At 69.8% G+C, this 17,595-nt stretch carries 17 protein-coding genes; 7 read left to right on the forward strand and 10 right to left on the reverse strand.

Translation table 11 applies throughout. The features are described from left to right. Positions 1-56 precede the first annotated feature (56 nt). A complete protein-coding gene (locus U5798_RS06155) occupies positions 57-299 on the reverse strand; it encodes a hypothetical protein (protein WP_322081539.1) in 243 nt (80 codons plus the stop codon). 232 nt (positions 300-531) lie between these two features. Here U5798_RS06155 and U5798_RS06160 point away from each other — a divergent pair, with 232 nt between their 5' ends. The 3 genes from U5798_RS06160 to U5798_RS06170 all read left to right on the forward strand — a co-directional run bounded on the left by U5798_RS06160 (position 532) and on the right by U5798_RS06170 (position 4,067). Further along, a complete protein-coding gene (locus tag U5798_RS06160) occupies positions 532-2,082 on the forward strand; it encodes an NCS1 family nucleobase:cation symporter-1 (protein WP_124450169.1) in 1,551 nt (516 codons plus the stop codon). Positions 2,083-2,104: 22 nt separating this feature from the next. Continuing rightward, positions 2,105-2,833 (forward strand): aspartate/glutamate racemase family protein, encoded by a 729-nt coding sequence (locus tag U5798_RS06165; RefSeq protein WP_048025762.1) that lies wholly within the window; start codon positions 2,105-2,107, stop codon positions 2,831-2,833. 61 nt (positions 2,834-2,894) lie between these two features. Beyond that, positions 2,895-4,067 (forward strand): LysR family transcriptional regulator, encoded by a 1,173-nt coding sequence (locus tag U5798_RS06170; RefSeq protein WP_322081540.1) that lies wholly within the window; start codon positions 2,895-2,897, stop codon positions 4,065-4,067. A 62-nt stretch (positions 4,068-4,129) separates the two neighbouring features. Here U5798_RS06170 and U5798_RS06175 read toward each other — a convergent pair whose 3' ends face one another. Together U5798_RS06175 and U5798_RS06180 are read right to left on the reverse strand one after the other, a co-directional pair. After that, a complete protein-coding gene (locus tag U5798_RS06175; protein ID WP_322081541.1) occupies positions 4,130-4,366 on the reverse strand; it encodes a hypothetical protein in 237 nt (78 codons plus the stop codon). 13 nt (positions 4,367-4,379) lie between these two features. After that, positions 4,380-5,951, reverse strand: a complete 1,572-nt coding sequence (locus U5798_RS06180) for an MFS transporter (RefSeq protein WP_322081542.1) — start codon at positions 5,949-5,951, stop codon at positions 4,380-4,382. 100 nt (positions 5,952-6,051) lie between these two features. Here U5798_RS06180 and U5798_RS06185 point away from each other — a divergent pair, with 100 nt between their 5' ends. The 4 genes from U5798_RS06185 (at position 6,052) to U5798_RS06200 (ending at position 10,753) form a co-directional block, all read left to right on the forward strand. Then, the gene (locus U5798_RS06185; RefSeq protein WP_322081543.1) at positions 6,052-6,942 is read left to right on the forward strand and encodes a LysR family transcriptional regulator; all 891 of its coding nucleotides are present in this window, start codon (positions 6,052-6,054) and stop codon (positions 6,940-6,942) included. Positions 6,943-7,089: 147 nt separating this feature from the next. After that, positions 7,090-8,079, forward strand: a complete 990-nt coding sequence (locus U5798_RS06190; RefSeq protein ID WP_322081544.1) for an ABC transporter substrate-binding protein — start codon at positions 7,090-7,092, stop codon at positions 8,077-8,079. Positions 8,080-8,388: 309 nt separating this feature from the next. Further along, a complete protein-coding gene (locus tag U5798_RS06195) occupies positions 8,389-9,465 on the forward strand; it encodes a glycosyltransferase family 2 protein (protein WP_322081545.1) in 1,077 nt (358 codons plus the stop codon). Between the two features lie 16 nt (positions 9,466-9,481). Further along, positions 9,482-10,753 carry a glycosyltransferase family 87 protein gene (locus U5798_RS06200; RefSeq protein WP_322081546.1) on the forward strand — a complete coding sequence of 424 codons (1,272 nt, stop codon included), beginning with the start codon at positions 9,482-9,484 and terminating at the stop codon, positions 10,751-10,753. Here U5798_RS06200 and U5798_RS06205 read toward each other — a convergent pair. The 7 genes from U5798_RS06205 to U5798_RS06235 are packed head-to-tail and all read right to left on the reverse strand — an operon-like array spanning position 10,717 to position 17,576. Then, positions 10,717-11,757 (reverse strand): TadG family pilus assembly protein, encoded by a 1,041-nt coding sequence (locus U5798_RS06205; RefSeq protein WP_322081547.1) that lies wholly within the window; start codon positions 11,755-11,757, stop codon positions 10,717-10,719. The genes U5798_RS06200 and U5798_RS06205 overlap by 37 nt on opposite strands. Continuing rightward, a complete protein-coding gene (locus U5798_RS06210; protein WP_322081548.1) occupies positions 11,750-12,178 on the reverse strand; it encodes a TadE family protein in 429 nt (142 codons plus the stop codon). The genes U5798_RS06205 and U5798_RS06210 overlap by 8 nt, the downstream gene beginning before the upstream one ends. Then, positions 12,175-13,032 (reverse strand): tetratricopeptide repeat protein, encoded by an 858-nt coding sequence (locus U5798_RS06215; protein WP_322081549.1) that lies wholly within the window; start codon positions 13,030-13,032, stop codon positions 12,175-12,177. Before U5798_RS06215 ends, U5798_RS06210 begins: the two co-directional genes overlap by 4 nt. Further along, positions 13,029-13,973: a type II secretion system F family protein gene (locus U5798_RS06220; RefSeq protein WP_322081550.1), complete on the reverse strand. Its 945-nt coding sequence runs from the start codon at positions 13,971-13,973 to the stop codon at positions 13,029-13,031. The genes U5798_RS06215 and U5798_RS06220 overlap by 4 nt, the downstream gene beginning before the upstream one ends. Then, positions 13,970-14,947: a type II secretion system F family protein gene (locus tag U5798_RS06225; RefSeq protein ID WP_124450149.1), complete on the reverse strand. Its 978-nt coding sequence runs from the start codon at positions 14,945-14,947 to the stop codon at positions 13,970-13,972. The genes U5798_RS06220 and U5798_RS06225 overlap by 4 nt, the downstream gene beginning before the upstream one ends. Next, positions 14,944-16,356 carry a CpaF family protein gene (locus U5798_RS06230; protein ID WP_322081551.1) on the reverse strand — a complete coding sequence of 471 codons (1,413 nt, stop codon included), beginning with the start codon at positions 16,354-16,356 and terminating at the stop codon, positions 14,944-14,946. Before U5798_RS06230 ends, U5798_RS06225 begins: the two co-directional genes overlap by 4 nt. After that, positions 16,353-17,576, reverse strand: coding sequence for an AAA family ATPase (locus U5798_RS06235; RefSeq protein ID WP_322081552.1), 1,224 nt, complete (start codon positions 17,574-17,576; stop codon positions 16,353-16,355). The genes U5798_RS06230 and U5798_RS06235 overlap by 4 nt, the downstream gene beginning before the upstream one ends. Positions 17,577-17,595 lie beyond the last annotated feature (19 nt).

Genomic DNA, 17,595 nt, shown 5'->3' on the forward strand with positions numbered 1-17,595 from the left:
AAGCGGACGGCACACCCGCACGCAGCAGGCACGCCGCCCGTCCGGTCAAGCGCCCGTCAGCCGCCGCTTGCGCCGCCCGGCGCGGAGGCCGCACCCGGCAGGCTCGCGCCGCCGCCGGCCGCCCCGCTGCTCGGCGTGCCCGACGGCGCGGTGGACGGCGCGGGCGACATGCCGCTCGTCGCACCCGAGTCTGAACTGGAGTCGCTCTTCTTCTGGCAGCCTGCGCCCGCCGCCAGGCCCGCAATCAGGAGGCCGGCGAAGACGGCTCGCGATACGTGACGAAATGAATATCGCTGCATGACACCTCCGCTGATGTCGATGTGGATGGAGCCCGCTGACCCGCAATTTGCGTGCCGCACCCGGCCGTTGCCGGCGGACGGCTTCCATTCATTTTTCAAATGACGCCCAGCCGAATATTTAATTTCCCATCGTCGTGGCCGCCACCCATACTCGCGAACAAATCCGAGACATAACGTCCACGGCGGCCGAACCGGCGCTGCGTCCCTACGCGGCCGGCTTCGCGCCCCGCACATGGAAGGAGACAACGGCGTGCAACTGGAAGCCACCCACCGCCCGGGCCTCGTGCCCGGCGCGGACGACGCATCGCATCGACCCGGTTCGGCCACGCGCGACCCCGCGCTGAGCCCGCGGCTGCACAATCCCGACCTCGCGCCGACCAAGGCCGAGGGCCGGACCTGGGGCCGCTACAGCATCTTTGCGCTGTGGACCAACGACGTGCACAACATCGCGAACTACTCGTTCGCGATCGGGCTGTTCGCGCTCGGCCTGTCGGGCTGGCAGATGCTCGCATCGCTCGCGATCGGCGCGGTGCTCGTGTACTGCTTCATGAACCTCACCGGCTACATGGGCCAGAAGACCGGCGTGCCGTTCCCGGTGATCAGCCGGATGAGCTTCGGCATCTACGGTGCGCTGCTGCCCGCGATGATCCGCGCGGTGATCGCGATCGCCTGGTTCGGCATCCAGACCTATCTCGCGTCCGTCGTGCTGCGCGTGCTGCTCACGGCGATCTGGCCGGGCCTCGCCGCGTTCGACCAGAATGCGATCTTCGGGCTGTCGACGCTCGGCTGGCTCACGTTCGTCGCGATCTGGCTCGTGCAGATCGGCATCCTCACGTTCGGGATGGAAATGGTCCGCAAGTACGAGGGGCTCGCGGGCCCGGTGATTCTCGTCACGACACTGTCGCTCGCCGCGTGGATGATCAGCCGCACGGGCGGCCATCTCGCGATGTCGATCGGCAAGCCGATGACGGGCCTGAAGATGTGGACGGAAATCTTCGCGGGCGGCTCGCTGTGGCTCGCGATCTACGGCACGCTGGTGCTCAACTTCTGCGATTTCGCCCGTTCGTCGCCGAGCGCGAAGACGGTGCGCGTCGGCAACTTCTGGGGCCTGCCGGTCAACATCCTCGTGTTCGCGACGATCAGCTTCGTGCTCGCCGGCGCGCAGTTCAAGCTGAACGGCCACATCATCCACAGCCCGACGGAAATCATCGCGACGGTGCCGAACAAGCTGTTCCTCGTGCTCGGTTGTCTCGCATTCCTGATCGTGACGGTCGCCGTGAACATCATGGCGAACTTCGTCGCACCGGCGTTCGTGCTGACGAGCCTCGCGCCGCATCGCCTGTCGTTCCGCCGCGCGGGCCTGATCAGCGCGACGATCGCCGTGCTGATCCTGCCGTGGAACCTGTACAACAGCCCGATCGTGATCGTCTACTTCCTGTCCGGACTCGGCGCGCTGCTCGGCCCGCTGTACGGGATCATCACGGTCGACTACTGGCTCGTGCGCAAGCAGCGCGTGAACGTGCCCGACCTCTATACCGAAGCGCCGACCGGCGCGTACTTCTACACGCGCGGCGTGAACCGCAAGGCGCTCGCGGCGCTCGTGCCGTCCGCGCTGATCTCGATCACGCTCGCCGTCGTGCCGGCCTTCAGCGCGATGACGCCGTTCTCCTGGCTGCTCGGCGCGGCCATCGCGGGCAGCGTGTACTGGCTGCTGGCCGATCGCAAACGGCAATACGAAGCGCGCTCGGGCGAATCCATCGCGGTCGCCTGCGCGCAACACTGACACACACGCATACGGAGTCGCAATGAGGATCCTGGTAGTCAACGTCAACACGACCGAGTCGATCACCGACGCGATCGCCGCGCAGGCGCAGGCCGCCGCGTCGCCCGGCACGGAGATCGTCGGGCTGACGCCGCGCTTCGGCGCGGAGTCGGTCGAAGGCAACTTCGAGAGCTACCTCGCGGCGATCGCCGTGATGGATCGCGTATTGAGCTACGACGAACCGTACGACGCGGTGATCCAGGCCGGCTACGGCGAACACGGCCGCGAAGGGCTGCAGGAACTGCTGACGGTGCCCGTCGTCGACATCACCGAAGCGGCCGCGAGCGTCGCGATGCTGCTCGGCCACCGCTACTCGGTCGTCACGACGCTCGACCGCACGGTGCCGCTGATCGAGGATCGGCTCAAGCTCGCCGGGCTCGACGCGCGCTGCGCGTCGGTACGCGCCAGCGGCCTCGCGGTGCTCGAACTCGAGGAAAACCCGGCCCGCGCGATCGAGTCGATCGTCGGCCAGGCGCAGCGCGCGGTGAAGGACGATCACGCGGAAGTGATCTGCCTCGGCTGCGGCGGGATGGCCGGCCTCGACCGGCAGATCGAGGAATGCACGGGCGTGCCGGTCGTCGACGGCGTGTCGGCCGCGGTCGCGCTCGCCGAGTCGCTGGTGCGCCTGAAGCTGAAGACGTCGAAGGTCCGCACATACGCGCCGCCGCGCCCGAAGCGGATCGTCGGCTGGCCGGGCACCTTCGCAAAATGACGCGCCGCCGGCCGGCCGTCGCGTCGCGCGCGGTCACGGTGTCGCGGGGAGGCGGATCGGCATGCGGGACCCGCTAGACCCGACCACCCTGCCGCGGCACGCGGCCGACGCCGCGGGCGCGCTCGACGTGCTCGATGCGCGGCTGATGCGCGTCCTGCTCGTGCTGCTGACCGAGCGCACCGTGTCGCGTGCGGCCGTGCGCCTGAACATGTCGCAGCCGGCGACGAGCGCCGCACTCAAGCGGCTGCGCACGCTGCTCGGCGATCCGCTGCTGGTGCGCAGCCGCTACGGGATGGTGCCGACCGAATTCGGCGCGCGGCTGATCGAGCCGCTGCGCAACGCGTTGCGCGTGATCGACTTCATCCGCATCCAGCAGCCGACGTTCGATGCGCGCACGTCGGTGCGCACCTACCGGATCGGCTGCCCCGACTACCTGAACGTGCTGTTCGTGCCGAAGCTCGTCGCGCTGTTTCGCGAGCGCGCGCCGAACGCGCAGCTCGTCTTCCATCCGCTCGGCGACGGCTTCGACGACGAGCGCGCGCTGGCGGACGGCGAACTCGACATCGTGATCGACAACCGTCCCGCGCGCCAGTCGCGCTTCCGGCAGGACGACCTGTTCGACGACCGCGTCGTGTGCCTGATGCGCGCGACGCATCCGCTCGCGCGGCGCAGCGCGATGACGGCCGCCGATTTCGTGGCGGCGCCGCAGCTGTGCCCGACGCCGTCGTGGCTCGAGGCGTCCGGCGCGATCGACCGGCAGCTCGAACGCGTGGGCCTGAAGCGGCACATCGTCGTCACGCTGCCGCACTTCGAACTCGCCGCGCACGCGCTCGTGCGCACCGACATGATCCTCACCACCACGTACCGGCTCGCGCGGCACTATGCGAAGCTGCTGCCGCTCGCCGCGATCGCGCTGCCGGCCGAACCGCCGGACATCGTGTACCGGATGACGTGGAACGAATCGGGCGCGTGCGCAGAGGGCGTGCGCTGGCTGCGCGGGGTGATCGCGGAAGCGACACGTGCGTGGCTCGATGCCGAGGCGATGCTGCCGGCGGTCGCCGCAGTCGCTGCCGGTATGGATGCGGACGCGCCGACGACCGCGCCGGCCGTCGCCGATACGCCTGAATCCACCCGACGCATGCGTCGCGGGCAGGCAACGCATTGCCGCGCATCGCACCCGGCTCGCGTCGCGCACGCGGCACGCATCCACCGCATCGCGACGAAGCCGCATTGACCGGCTCCATGCCGGCGCCAGGGCGATGTACCCGATTTCCGAATGTCGGATCTCACCCCTGCTTACCTGCCCTGCACCGCATCGTCGGAGTAACGCCTCGAACCCTTGCCAGCGGGCTTCGCATCACCGATTCCCGTGGCTGCCGGATCGAGGAAAAAAGGCATGAAGAAGGCACTCGTTGCGCCAGCAATCAGGACTGCGATTTGCGCGAGCACGGGCAGCAGAACCTCGATCGTCGATGGCATCCAGAATGCGCTGCGTGAAACCGGACCGCGCAAGCTCGATGGTTCCGTGCGCATGCTCCACTGTCCGTCACGCGCCATCGCGCATCGGTTGCGCCAGCAACTTGTATGCAACGACAGCCGCGCCGAGCGCCAGCACGCCGCTCGCCGTCAGCGCGTCGGCGAACCCGCTCGCGAATGCGACGGGCGCCGCCTGGGCGAGTACGCCCGCGGCCGACGGCGGCACGCGGCCGAGCGCCTGCGCCAGATCGCCGGCCAGCAGGCTCGACAGGAACGGCTCGTCGGCGAATGCGCGCAGGCCGGGCGTGGCGGCAAGCAGCCCGTCGAGCCGCGCGTGCGTGCTCGCCGCCAGCACCGCCCCGAGCACGCCGACGGCCGTCACGATCGCCGAGAAACGCGTCGTCGTGCTGATGCCCGACGCCATGCCCGTGCGCTCGGGCGGGACGCACGCCATGATTGCCTTCTGCGTGTCGCCGTTCATGATGCCGGCGCCGCAGCCCGTCACGAACATGCCGATCGCGACGAGCCGATAGTCGCCGCTGGCCGTCAGCGCCGCGGTGACGAGATTGCCCGCGCCGATCAGCGCGAGCCCGCCCGCCAGCACGCCACCCGGCGACACGCGCGCAGCGAGCGCCGCGCCGAGCGACGGGCCGGCGATCATCGCGAACGCGAACGGCCGCATCCCGAGCCCCGCGTCGATCGCCGACATCCCGAACGCGTTCTGCAGGTACAGCGGCAGGAACGTCATCATCACCTGCGCGCACGCCGCGTAGCCGAACATCGCGAGCACCGCGCCGACGAAGCGCGGCTGGCGGAACAGCGCGAGATCGATCATCGGCCGCGCTTGCCAGCGCTCCGCGCCGATGAACGCGGCCAACAGCGCAGCGGCAAGCGCGAGCCGGCCAAGCGTCGCGGCCGACGACCAGCCGTGCGCGGGCGCGCCGATCAGCGCCGCGATCGCACACGCGAGCGCCGCGCCGAACAGCAGGCTGCCGGCCGCATCGACGCGTTTCGCGTGCGGATCCTTCGACTCGTCGATCGCGACGCGTGCACCGGCCGCCAGCAGCACGCACACCGGCAGGTTCAGCAGGAACACCCAGCGCCACCCGATCCATTGCGTGATCGCGCCGCCGACGAGCGGTGCGATCGCCGTCGCGATCCCCATGCACATGCCCCAGATCGCCCACGCGCGCACCCGTTCACGCCCGTCCGGAAAACGGTTCGCGATTACCGCGAGCGCGGCCGTCAGCAGCAGCGCGGCGCCGCCGCCCTTCACCGCGCGCGCGGCGATCAGCCAGCCGGCCGACGGCGCGATGCCGCAGCCGAGCGACGCGAGAAAGAAGAGCACGAGCCCCGCGAAGAGCATCCGCTTGCGCCCGAAGCGGTCGGCGAGCCCGCCGGCCGGCAGCAGGCACGCGGCGAACGCGGTCATGTACGCGCTCACGACCCATTCGATGTCGGCGAAACTCGCATGAAAACTGCGCGCGATGCTCGGCAGCGAGACGGCGACGACGTTCGTGTCGAGCACGATCAGCGAACAGGTCGCCGACGCGACCGCGAGCGTCGCGGCGGCCGGCAGGCGCGTGCCCGCACGCGGGGCGGCAGCCGCGTCCGCACGCGGCGCCGGGGAAGATTGGGACATCGAAGGCTCCGGAACAGGATGGACAAGCCGTATGCTAGGCTTGCCCCGTATTGCCTGTCATTGACACTCCCATGCTGTTTTATTGACGAAAATTGCAATCATGGATCGGCTCGAATTCCGTCACGTGCGCGCGTTCCTGAGCGTCGCTCGGCACCTGCATTTCGCCCGCGCGGCCGACGCGCTCGACATGGCGCCGCCCGCGCTCACGCGGCAGATCCAGGAAGCCGAACGCGTGCTCGGCGTGTGGCTCTTTCACCGCTCGCGCCGCGCGGTCACGCTGAGCGCGGCCGGCGAGGCCTATCTCGCCGAAGCGAGCGCCGCGTTCGAACACCTGGAGCGCGGCCGCGAACTCGCCGCGCTGGCCGAGCGCGGCGAACTCGGCCGGATCGAGATCGGCTACGTGTCGTCCGCCGTCTATTCGGGCACGCTGCAGCGCACGGTGGGCGCGTTCCGTGCCGCGCATCCGCGTATCGACCTGAACCTGCGCGAAGTGCCGATGGACGACGTCGCGCACCAGCTCGACGCGGGCCGGCTCGACCTCGCGTACGTGCGCCCGCCGCTGCCGCTGCCCGGCGGCCTGCGGATCGTCACGCTGCAGCGCGACGTGTTCGTCGCGGCCGTGCCGGCCGATTCGCGCTACGCGCAAACGGCAACCGTGCGCGCGGCCGACCTCGCCGACGCGCGCTTCGCGGTGCCGGAACAGGAGCGCGGCACGCTCGAAGTCGCGCGCCGCGGCCGTTTTGCGCCACTGATCGCCGCGCGGCCGGGCGGCTTGCTCGCGGTGCTCGCGTGCGTGTCCGTGAACGGCTGGGTCGCGGTGATTCCCGATGCGCTGGCCGGTTGCGTGTCGCTGCCGGGTATCGTGTACCGGCCGATCGCCGGCAAGCCGATCGTGTCGGAGCTGGCGCTCGCGCACCGGCGCTTCGAGAAGGCGCCGGCCGTACGCGCGTTCCTGCGCACGGTCGTGCCGGCCGCATCGAACCCCGCCTGAGACCGGCCGCCTGCACGCGCCGGCGCCGGCGCCGGCCCGCGCGCGAATATGCATTGCACGATTCGATGTTTGTCGGCCGGAAACCGATTCCGTAACCTGCCCGGCAGCCGCGCCGCACGGGTGCGGGTCACCCAGGACATGCCGCCAATGAAGCCTTCTTCCACCGCCGCGCGCCGCCGCGTGCTGCAGCGCCTTGCCGCCCTCGCCGCCGCGCCGCTCGCCGGCGGCACCGCATTCTCCGCCCATGCGGCCGGCGCCGATCTGTCGGGCGTCACGCTCGTGCTCGGCGACCAGGCCGGCGGCCTGCGCGCGCTGGCCGAAGCCGCGCACGTGCTCGACGGCGCGCCCTACCGGTTCCGCTGGGCCAATTTCCAGGGCGCCGCGCCGCTGTTCGAGGCCCAGCGTGCGGGCGCGATCGATCTCGCACCGGCCGGCGACCTGCCCGTGCTGACGGCCGCGCTCGGCGATCCGTCGCTGCGAATCGTCGCGACGCGCGTCGGCTCGCCGGCGTCGCTCGGGATCGTCGTGCAGCCCGATTCGCCGGTACGGACCGTCGCCGACCTGAAAGGGCAAACCGTCGTCGTGTCGTCGGCTCGCGGCAGCATCTCGCAATACCAGCTATATGGCGCATTGCGCGAACACGGCCTTGCGCCGCGCGACGTCGACGTGCGCTTCGTGCTGCCGGTCGACGCGTTCGCCGCGTTCGAGGCAAAGCGGATTCCCGTCTGGGCGACCTTCGACCCGTACTACGGGCATGCGGTGCGACGCGGCGCGCGGATCGTCCGCGACGGCAGCGGCATCAATTCGGGGCTCGCGTTCCTCACGTCGCCGATCGAGACGCTGAACGACGGCGCGAAACGCGTAGCGCTCGCGGACGTGCTCGCGCGGCTCGCCCGCGCGGGCCAATGGGCGCTGGCGCACCCGGCCGACTACGCGAACGTCTATGCGTCGCTCACGCGCCTGCCGCCCGACGCGGCAGCCGATATCGCGCACCGGGCCGCGCTCGCGCAGCGCAGCCTCAGCGGCGCCGACATCGACGTCCTGCAACGCGTCGCCGACCGTGCAGCCGCGGATGCGATCCTGCCGAAGCGCGTCGACGTCGCGTCGATCGCAGTGCGCAACCTGTCGGCCGCGTAACCGGCTCCGCCGGCGCCCGGCCCGGCTTCGACATGTCGAGATCCGGCACGTCGTCGCCGAACGTCGACGCGACCGGCGCACGGATCGCCGACAACCGCGGGCCGGTCTCTTCCCCGGCGCGCCCGTCCGCCATGAAAACCGTCGATACATGCTACGAATCGGCGATTCCTGCCTACAATGAACGCAATACCTGTCGTCCGGTCCGCGGTGGACAAGCAGGCCGGAAGCGAATTCGCGCCGGGCCCGTTCGGCAAACGACAACCGGAACCATACGGTGCAGCGCAGGCCGATCTCTCGGGAGACCGCAGGATGCCCACGTACGCCAGGAAGCCGCTGATATCGCTCGTCGTGCCGTTTCACGATGAAGAAGAAACGATCGACGCGTTCTTTGCCGAAACGCTGCCGGTTCTCGAGTCGGTCGCCGGGGTGCGCTTCGAGATCGTCTGTGTCAACGACGGCAGCCGCGACCGCACGCTCGACCGGCTGCTCGCGGTCTCCGCCGGCGACCCGCGCGTACAGGTCGTGGATCTCACGCGCCGCTTCGGCAAGGAAGCGGCGCTCACCGCGGGCCTCGACGAGGCCGCCGGCGCCGCGGTGATCCTGATCGACGCGGACCTGCAGGACCCGCCCGCGCTGATCCCCGCGATGATCGAACACTGGCGCGGCGGCGCCGAGGTCGTCGCCGCGAAACGCACCGACCGGATGTGCGACCCGTACCTGCAGCGCGCGGCGGCCGCGCTTTACTATCGCGTGCACAATGCGCTGTCCGAAGTGGAGATGCCGGAAAACGTCGGCGATTTCCGCCTGATGGATCGCGAGGTCGTCGATGCGCTGCGCGCGCTGCCCGAGCGGCGACGGTTCATGAAGGGGCTGTTCGCGTGGGTCGGCTTTCGCACCGCGATCGTCGAATACACGCGTGCGCCGCGCAGCGGCGGCCGCTCGAAGTTCTCCGGATGGCGGCGCTGGAACTTCGCGCTCGAGGGCATCACGAGCTTCAGCACCGTGCCGCTGCGCATGTGGACCTACGTCGGCCTCACGTTCGCGATGCTGTCGCTCGCGTACGGCGCCTTCATCGTGGTGCGGACGTTGCTGTATGGCAATCCGGTGCACGGCTACCCGTCGCTGATTTCCGTCGTGCTGTTCGTCGGCGGCGTCCAGCTGATCGGCATCGGCGTGATCGGCGAGTATCTCGGCCGGATCTATCACGAGTCCAAGCAGCGGCCCGTCTATCTCGTGAGGCGGCGCTACCGTGCCGAGCGCGATGGCGCCGCTCAGCCGGCCTCGAAGCTGCTGCAGTTCCCGCTGAAGCGTGCGCACACGGCCCGCCGCCGGACGCCGATGGCGTCGGCCGCCGGCGTCGCCGTCCGCAAAGCGTCGCTCAAGTAGAACCGGGCCGCCGCAATTGGACATTCCCCGCCAATCGATGCGCTCGGCGGAGCGCCCGGTCGTCGCGTGGCTCACGCCGCGACGCCTCGTTCTGTACAGCACGCTGATGCTGGTGTTGTACGTGCTGTTCATCGCGCTCTGGACGACGGTCGTTCGTCACGCATCCGGCAGCGTCCCGGCGCGTCCCGGCGCCGATTTCTCGGTGTTCTGGTCGGCCTCGTACGTCATGCTGCACGGCTCGCCGGCGCAAGCGTACGATTTCTCCGCCTTCTCGCGGCTGTTGCCCGAACTGTTCCCGCACCTTCGTCGCGACGTGTTCGCCCCGTGGCTGTACCCGCCCACCTACCTGCTGCTCGTGACGCCGCTGGCGCTGCTGCCGTTCGCGCTCGGCTATCCGCTGTTCGTCGCGTTCGGCGTGTTCATGCTCGGCCTCGCCGTGTCGCGCGTATCCGGCCTCTGCACGGCTCCCGGCACATGGCGCACCGGCACACTTGCGCTAGCCGCCGCGCCGTGCGTGTTCGTCACCGCGACGCTCGGGCAGAACACGTTCCTGACCGCATCGTGTGCGGCGCTGGCCGTCTATTGGGCCGACCGGCGGCCGCTGTGGGCGGGCCTCTGCATCGCGCTGCTGTCGGTCAAGCCGCAGTTGGCGCTGCTGTTCCCGTTCGTGCTGGTCGCCGCGCGCGCATGGCGCACGATCATGTGGGCCGCGCTCGCGACCGGCGCGTTCGTTGCGCTGAGCGTGCTCGTCTGCGGCATCGATTCGCTGCGCCTGTTCGTCGCCAGCGCCGGCCTCGTCCGCTCGATCGTCCTCGAGCACGGCGTCGTGTTCTGGCTCGTGTCGCCTACCCCGTTCGCAACGTTCCGCCTCGCGGGCGTGCCGCTCGGCGCCGCGTATGCCGCGCATGCGTGTATCGCCGCGATCGCGATCGCCGCCGCCTGCATCGTGTGGACGCAGTCGCGCGATCCGCGCATGCGCGCGGCCGTGCTGGCAGTCGCGACGCTGGTCGCCAACCCGTATGTGTGGCACTACGAACTCGCGTGGCTCGCGATCGCGATCGCCTGCATGCTCGCGATCGGCTGGCGCGACGGCTGGCTGCGCGGCGAACAGGCTGCGATCGCGCTCCTGTGGGCGCTGCCGATCGCCGAATACCTGAACCCGTGGCTGCAGCTGCCGCAGCTCGGGCCGGCCGTGACGCTCTTCGCGCTGCTGGTGCTGCTGCGCCGCGCGCGGCACGATGCCCGCCACGCTCACAACGCGAGCCGCGGCGGCACATACAAGCCGTAGTACGGCCCGACGCCCGTCGCGACGCCGGTCATCTTGACGCCGGCGACGAAGTGCCCCTGGATGTACTTGTACGTGCCGCCCAGCGACACGTCGATGCGGAACGCCGCGAACGCGACGATCGGCACCTGGGTGCTGCTCGACGTCTGCGTGACGACCGGCAGCACGACCGTCGTGCCGACCGGCACCGACGTATAGAGCGTCGCCTTCACGCCGGTCGCGAGATTGATGCTGTCGCCGATATTGAGCGTCGTCGGGTTGCCGGTCACCATCAGGTTGCCCATCGTCGTCGTGTCGGTCGCGGTCGACTGGAACGACGTCCACTGGCCGCCCATGCACAGCGTGCCGTAGGTCTGGCCGTTCGTGATCGAGAATTCGTACGGCAGGTTGGTGAGCGGATTGATCAGCGGCTGGTTGGTCTGCGCGTTCCAGTACTGGTTGTACACGCACTGGTCGATCGCGACCGGAAAGAGCGCGCCCGCCGCGACGCCGCCCGGCGCGGCGAGCACCGCGATCGCGGTCGCGCCGCCGGATGCACCGGGGATGCCGAGCAGCCCGCCCAGCAACAGCGGAATCGAGCCGCCGTTGATGCCCGGCGCGCGCGATACGGTCACCTGCACTGCCGGCACGTCGTAGGGGCCGGGCGTGATCGTGGTCGGCTGCATCGACGCGGGCGTGCGCGTCACGTTCCAGTAGCCGGTCGTCACCGTGCCGTTCGCCAGCGGTGCGCCCGCCGCCGAATTCTGCGCGATCACGCCGTTCGCCGCCGGCGCCGCCTGCGACCAGTTCAGCGCACCGCCGGTCGGCGACATCATCGCATCGGCCCCGGCAAGCGCGGCCGCGTCCGCGGCGTTCTGCAACTGGTTGCGCACCGTGGCGATCCACGCGATGTCGATCGCCAGCGCGCCGAACGACAGCAGCGGAATCAGGAACATCAGGAAGAACAGCGCGACGGAGCCGCGCTCGCGCGCCGTGCCATGGGAAGGCTGGCCGGCTGCGTCACTCATAGAGCATCACCGAGCTGGCCGTGATCGTCACCGGGCCGGTCAGCGCGCTGAATGCCGACCCCAGCACCATCCCGGTATACGTGTAGGTCACCGTGACCGTCAGCGCGGTGCCCGCCGTCGTGCCGTTCGCCTGCGTCACGGTCACGGTCGGCGCGGTTGCGGTGCCGCCCGTGATCAGGCTGTTCTGTGTGTAGCTCAACGCGACGTTGGCGATCTGGGTCGTGGTCAGCATCGGCACGCGCAGCACGACGCCCGCACGCGCGGCTTCGCGGCTCGCGTTCGTGATCACGGCCTTGTCGCACAGAAGCAGGCTCGTGTCGATGATGCCGATCAGCACCATCAGCAGGAACGGCAGCATCAATACGAATTCGAGGGATACGACGCCGCGCGCACGGCGGGCGCCCGTCGCCCCGCGTGTCATTTTGCGGCCCCCGCGGCCGGCGCCACGATGCGCGGCTCGAGCGCGGCCCCCTTCAACGGTCGCGACGCGTCGGCGAGCGGGCGCGCCGCGAGCTGCGCGCGCACCGCCTGGTACACGCGCAGATTGTCGGCCACCGCCGACGCGGGCAGGTCCGCGGACAGCAGCTTCTTCGCCGAATCGGTGTTGCCGAGCACGCCATACGCGAACGCGAGGTTCTGGCGCGCCTGCCACGGCGCATCGGGCAGCCCGGCCACGTCGAGCAGCACGTTCACGCCCTCGCGCGGCCGGTTGCTCAGCACGAGCGACAGCCCGAGGTCGATGCGCAGCCCCTGCGCATCCGGATGCGCGCGCAGCGCTTCGCGGTACACGGCCTGTGCGTCCTCGTGGCGGCCCTGCAGATCGAGCACCGTGCCGAGCCCTTCCGCCGCGAGCGGAAGGTTCGGCTGTGCGGCCAGCAAGTCGCGATAGCGGCCGGCGGCTTCGTCGAGTCGCCGCTGCCGCAGCGCGACACGCGCGAGCCCCACCTGCGGCCCGAGTTCGGCGCTCGCCTGCTGCCGTGCCTGCTCGTAGAGCATGCGTGCACGCTCCAGATCGCCGGCGCGGTAGTTGACGTCGGCGAGCCCGAGTTGGGCCGCGAGCGAGTCGGGATGCCGCGCGAGCACCTTCCCGTACAGCGTCGACGCGAGTTCGACGTTCCCGCCGGCCAGCGCGCTGTCGGCAATGCGCAATTCGGCCTGCGGGTCGTCGCTCTTGTGCGACAGCGCCGGCCTCGTCTGGATACCCGGCGCGCAGCCGCCGGCGAGCAGCGGCAGCACGGCCGCGACGGCGAACGCACGGATGACGGAGCGCTTCATTTGAACACCTCGAGCAGGCGAATGGCCGCCGGGCCCGCCGCGATCAGGCCGACCGTCGGCAGGATGAACAGCATCATCGGCAGCGTGATCTTCGGCGCGAGCTTCGCGGCCTGCTCCTCGAGCGCGACGATCTGCTCGGTGCGCTCGCTGCGCGACAGCGTTCGCAGCGCCTGCGTGATCGGTGTGCCGAACCGCTGCGATTGCGTGAGCGTCGTGGCGAGCGAGCGCGCCGACGCAAAATCGACGCGGAGTGCGAAATGCGTGAGCGCTTCCGACACGTTGCCGCTCAGCGTCAGCTCGTCCGCACATACCTTCAACTCGTCGGCGAGCGGCGGGCAGATGCGCTCGAGTTCGCGTGCGACGCGCCGCACGCCCGATACGAGGCTGTTGCCGGCCATCGTGCAGATCACGAGCAAGTCGAGCGCGTCCGGGAAGCACGCGGCGATGATGCGCCGGCGCCGCCGGATCATCGCGCCGAGCACGTATTCGGGCACGATCACGCCGATCACGAACGCGGCCACCATGGCCAGCGCCCGGATCACGAAGTATTCGCCGAAACGCGGAATGTACGGGCTGAACACGATCGCGACGACCGCGAACGCCACGCCGCAGCTCAGCTTGATGCCGATCATCGACGACACCGTACGCCGCTCGCGAAAACCCGCGCGCGTCAGCTGCAGCGCGAGCTTCGCGCGCTGCATCGGGTCGAGCACGGGCAGCCGCTCGCCGAGCTGCGCGAGCCGTCGCGTCAGATCCTGACGCACCTCGGCCGGCTGCAGGCGCCCCGCGCCCAGCGACGGCGGCCGCTGTCCGGCGGCCTGCTGGACGCGCACCGCAATCCGCCGGCGCGTGCCGCCGCCCGGCGTCGCGAGCGCCACCGCGACGCACGCGGCCAGCAGCAACAGTTCGAGGCCGCGGGCGGCCAGCATCGACATCGTCATCGCGCGGTATCCAGTTTCGAGATCTTGCGAATCGACAGCAGCCCGATCGTCAGCAGCACCGCGGCGATCGTCAGCATCACGCGTCCGGGATGCGTGTCGAACAGCAGCATCACGTAGGCGCGGTTCACGAGGAACAGCGCGCCGATCATCACGAACGGCACCGCCGAAATGATCTTCGTCGTGATTCGCCCCTCGGCGGTCAACGCGCGCGTCTTCAGGCGAATGTCGCGGCGCGTGCGGATGATGCTCGACAACTCGTCGAGCGTCTCGCCGAGGCTGCCGCCCGTCTCGCGCTGCAGCAGCAGGTAGACGGTGAAGAACGAGAAGTCCGCGATCATCAGCCGGTCTGCCGCGAGCGTCAGCACGTCCTTCAGGTCCGCGCCGACGCGCAGGCTGTCGCCCATCGTGCGGAAGGTCGAGCGCACCGGCTCGGCCGCGCTGTCGCCCACCGTGCTGATCGCCTGCGTGACCGGAATGCCCGCGCGCACCGCCCGCACGATCAGGTCGATCGCGTCCGGGAATGCTTCGAGAAAGCGCAGCCTGAACCGTTCGACCAGCGCGCGGTAGCTGGCGCGCATCGCCACCAGCGGCAGCCCGACGTAGATCAGCGGATGGAGCATGCGCGGCACCGCGACGAGCTGCACCACCACGATCGCGGCAATCGCGCCGGCGATCGTGCCGGCGACGACGATCCGCATCCCGCGTTCGCCGCCCACCGCACGCACGCGCGTCACATAATGCTGCAGCCGTGCGCGCGCACGGCTTTGCCGCCGCGGCAGGTTGAACAGCGCGACGCCGGGTACGGCGCTTGCACCGCCTTCCCGGCCCGCCAGCGATGGCGCAAGGTGCCGCATCCGCGCACGAATGCGCTGCTCCGGCGAGTGGCGCGCACGATCGAGCCACGCCGACAGCGCGAGACCGGCTGCAAGGATCACGACGAACGCGCCGAGCGCGAACAGGTCCGCGGCCCTCATGACCGGAATACCTCGGAGAGCGCGTCCTCGACGCCGTAGTACGCGGCGCGCGGCGCGAACGCGGGCCGCAGCGACGACGCCTCGAACACGCCCTTCACCACGTCCCGCGACGTGTCGCCTTCCTGGCGGAACGCGAACAGGTCCTGTGTGATCACCACCTCGCCCTCCATCCCGGCGATCTCGGTGATCCGGGTCACGCGACGTACGCCGTCGCGCATCCGCTCGACCTGCACGAACAGGTGCACGGCGCTTGCGATCTGGCGTCGGATCGACAGCAGCTGCAGGTTCGCGTTCGCCATCATGACCATGCTTTCGAGCCGGCTGATCGCGTCGCGCGGCGAGTTCGCATGGATCGTCGTCATCGAGCCGTCATGGCCCGTATTCATCGCCTGCAGCACGTCGAACGCCTCCGACCCGCGGATTTCGCCGAGGATGATGCGGTCGGGCCGCATCCGCAGCGCGTTGCGCACGAGGTCGCGCTGCGAGATCCCGCCGAGCCCTTCCGTATTCTCCGGCCTCGTCTCGAGGCTGACGACATGCGGCTGAAGCAGTTGCAGCTCGGCCGCATCCTCGATCGTCACGATCCGTTCGTGCTCCTCGATGTGTTGCGACAGCGCGTTGAGCAGCGTCGTCTTGCCCGAACCGGTCCCGCCCGAGATCACGATGTTGAGCCGGCACGCGCACGCGATCTTCAGCACCTGCAGCATCCCGTGCGAAATATTGCCCTGGTGCGCCATCCGCGCGAGCGTGATGTCGCGCTTCGCGAACTTGCGGATCGAGATCGACGCGCCGCGCATCGCGATCGGCGGCAGGACCACGTTCACGCGGCTGCCGTCGGCAAGACGCGCGTCGACCATCGGGCTGCTCTCGTCGACGCGGCGCCCGACCGCCGCCGCGATCCGCTGCGCGACGCTCGTCACGTGCGCGTTGTCGCGAAACTTCAGCGGCGTGAGTTCGAGCCGGCCCGCGCGCTCGACGTACACCTGGTCGGGGCCGTTCACGAGGATGTCGGAGACGGTGTCGTCGGCGAGCAGCGGCTCGATCGGCCCGACGCCGAACATGTCGTTCAGGATCGCGTCGACGATCAGCACCTGCTCGCCCGCCGTGATCTTCAGGCGTTCGCGCTCGACCGTGTGCGCGGCCACCTGTTCGATGCCCGCGCGCACTTCGTCGCGCGTCTTCATCAGCGCCGCCGACATGTTCATCGACGAGAACACCGCAGTGCGAATCGCGTCGAACTTGCCGGAGCGGATGAGTGCCTCGTGGGTATCGGCCATCGCGGGCATGCGCGCCGGCGCGTGCGCCTGGCTCGCGGTCGGGCCCGGCGCAGGTGCGCCGTCGTGCGGCGCAACAGGTGACGCGGCCGGCGCGGGGTCCGGCGGGTCCTGTTTGCGGGTACCGAACGTCACGATCCTTTCCTCCATTTGACGAAGCGCGCGTACCACGGCTCGGCGACGGCCATCGATTCGCCGGTGATGCCGTTCGCGAGCAGCCGGATCTCGTCCAGGAAGCCACGGCGCTTCGTGCCTTCGATCGGTTCGCCGAGGTTCTCGGCGACCGCGAGCGTCTGCGGCTCGTGCGGCAGCTCGCGCAGCCTCACGCCGCCGAATGCGTCCTCGAAGTCGGTCTGCGCGACGCGCCCCTTGACCGGCTCGAGCGGGTTGTTCAGCATCATCGACAGCAGCCGTTCGCCGGGCAGCTCCCTGACGAAGCGCGCAAGCCGGGCGGCTTCGTACGCGGCGTGCACCGAGCGATCGGCGACGACATAGACGAGATCGGACGCCGCCAGCGCGTCCTCGAAAAGCTTGCCGGCGCGGTGGCCCACGTCGAACAGCACGTAATGGAAGCGGTCCTTCAGCATGTCGACGAGCAACGCGATCGCATCGTCGCGCAGCGGCACGTCTTCGCCGTACGCGAGTTCGGCCGAAAGCACGTGCAGGCGGTCGCCCTTGGTGACGAACATGCGTTCGAACAACGCGTCATCGGGACGCTGCTCCATGTTCAGCAATTCGATCAGCCCGTTGTTGCTCGACAGCCCGAACATCGAATTCGCGCCGCCGCCGTGCAGATTGAGGTCGATATACGCCACGCGGCGGCGCTTCTCGCCCGCCAGGCAGCGCGCCAGACTCACCGCGATCGTGGTCGTGCCGACGCCGCCGCGCGCGCCGACGAAGCTGACGACCTTGCCGGTGCGCCCCTGCACGACCGATTCCGTCGCCGTGAGCGCACGCCGTATCAACTCGACGGTCAGCGGCTTCACGATGTAGTCCTGCACGCCGATGCCCAGCAGGTTGCGGAACAGCCCGACGTCGTTCTGCGTGCCGATCGCGATGACCCGCACCGACGGATCGCACACCTCCGCGAGCCGCATCAGGTCCGACACCGGCAACACCGATTCCGACACGTCGACGATCAGCTGGCGCGGCGAGCGCTCGTGCTGCTGAAGCAGCCGGATTGCATCGTCGCAGCGGCCCGGCTGCACATGGGCGCGCGTGATCGACAGATCCTGCGCGACGCGGCGGATCACATCCTCGCTGCCGGCATCGGACACGACCGCGACGAGATCCGCCGCTCCGGCAGTGGCGGCGTGCTTGGCGTTCTGGCGGTCGAGGACGTTCATGGGCGGCATCGCGATCGCATCGGGAGTG

This window comes from Burkholderia sp. BCC1972 (assembly GCF_905339605.1).
GTDB lineage: Bacteria > Pseudomonadota > Gammaproteobacteria > Burkholderiales > Burkholderiaceae > Burkholderia.